Source organism: Azoarcus sp. Soil_N_20 (assembly GCF_057656155.1).
On sequence record NZ_JBDGKX010000093.1, the window covers coordinates 1 to 206 of the forward strand.

1 pseudogene is annotated in these 206 nt (G+C 65.0%); it reads right to left on the bottom strand.

Annotated features, from left to right (window positions below):
* A pseudogene (locus tag AC3A35_RS28045) lies at positions 1-206 on the bottom strand (electron transfer flavoprotein subunit beta/FixA family protein); the annotation flags it as partial.

Genomic DNA, 206 nt, shown 5'->3' on the forward strand with positions numbered 1-206 from the left:
TGCAGTTCGACATCCGTTTCAACGAGGATGCCGCGGTCGGCGCCGATCGCCATCGCCGCGCGCAGCGTTTCCTGGCAGGCGATGACGCCGCAGCTAACCGCCACGACTTCGGAAGCAACCCCCGCTTCACGCAGCCGCACCGCCTCTTCCACCGCGATCTCGTCGAACGGGTTCATGCTCATCTTCACGTTGGCGATGTCCACCCC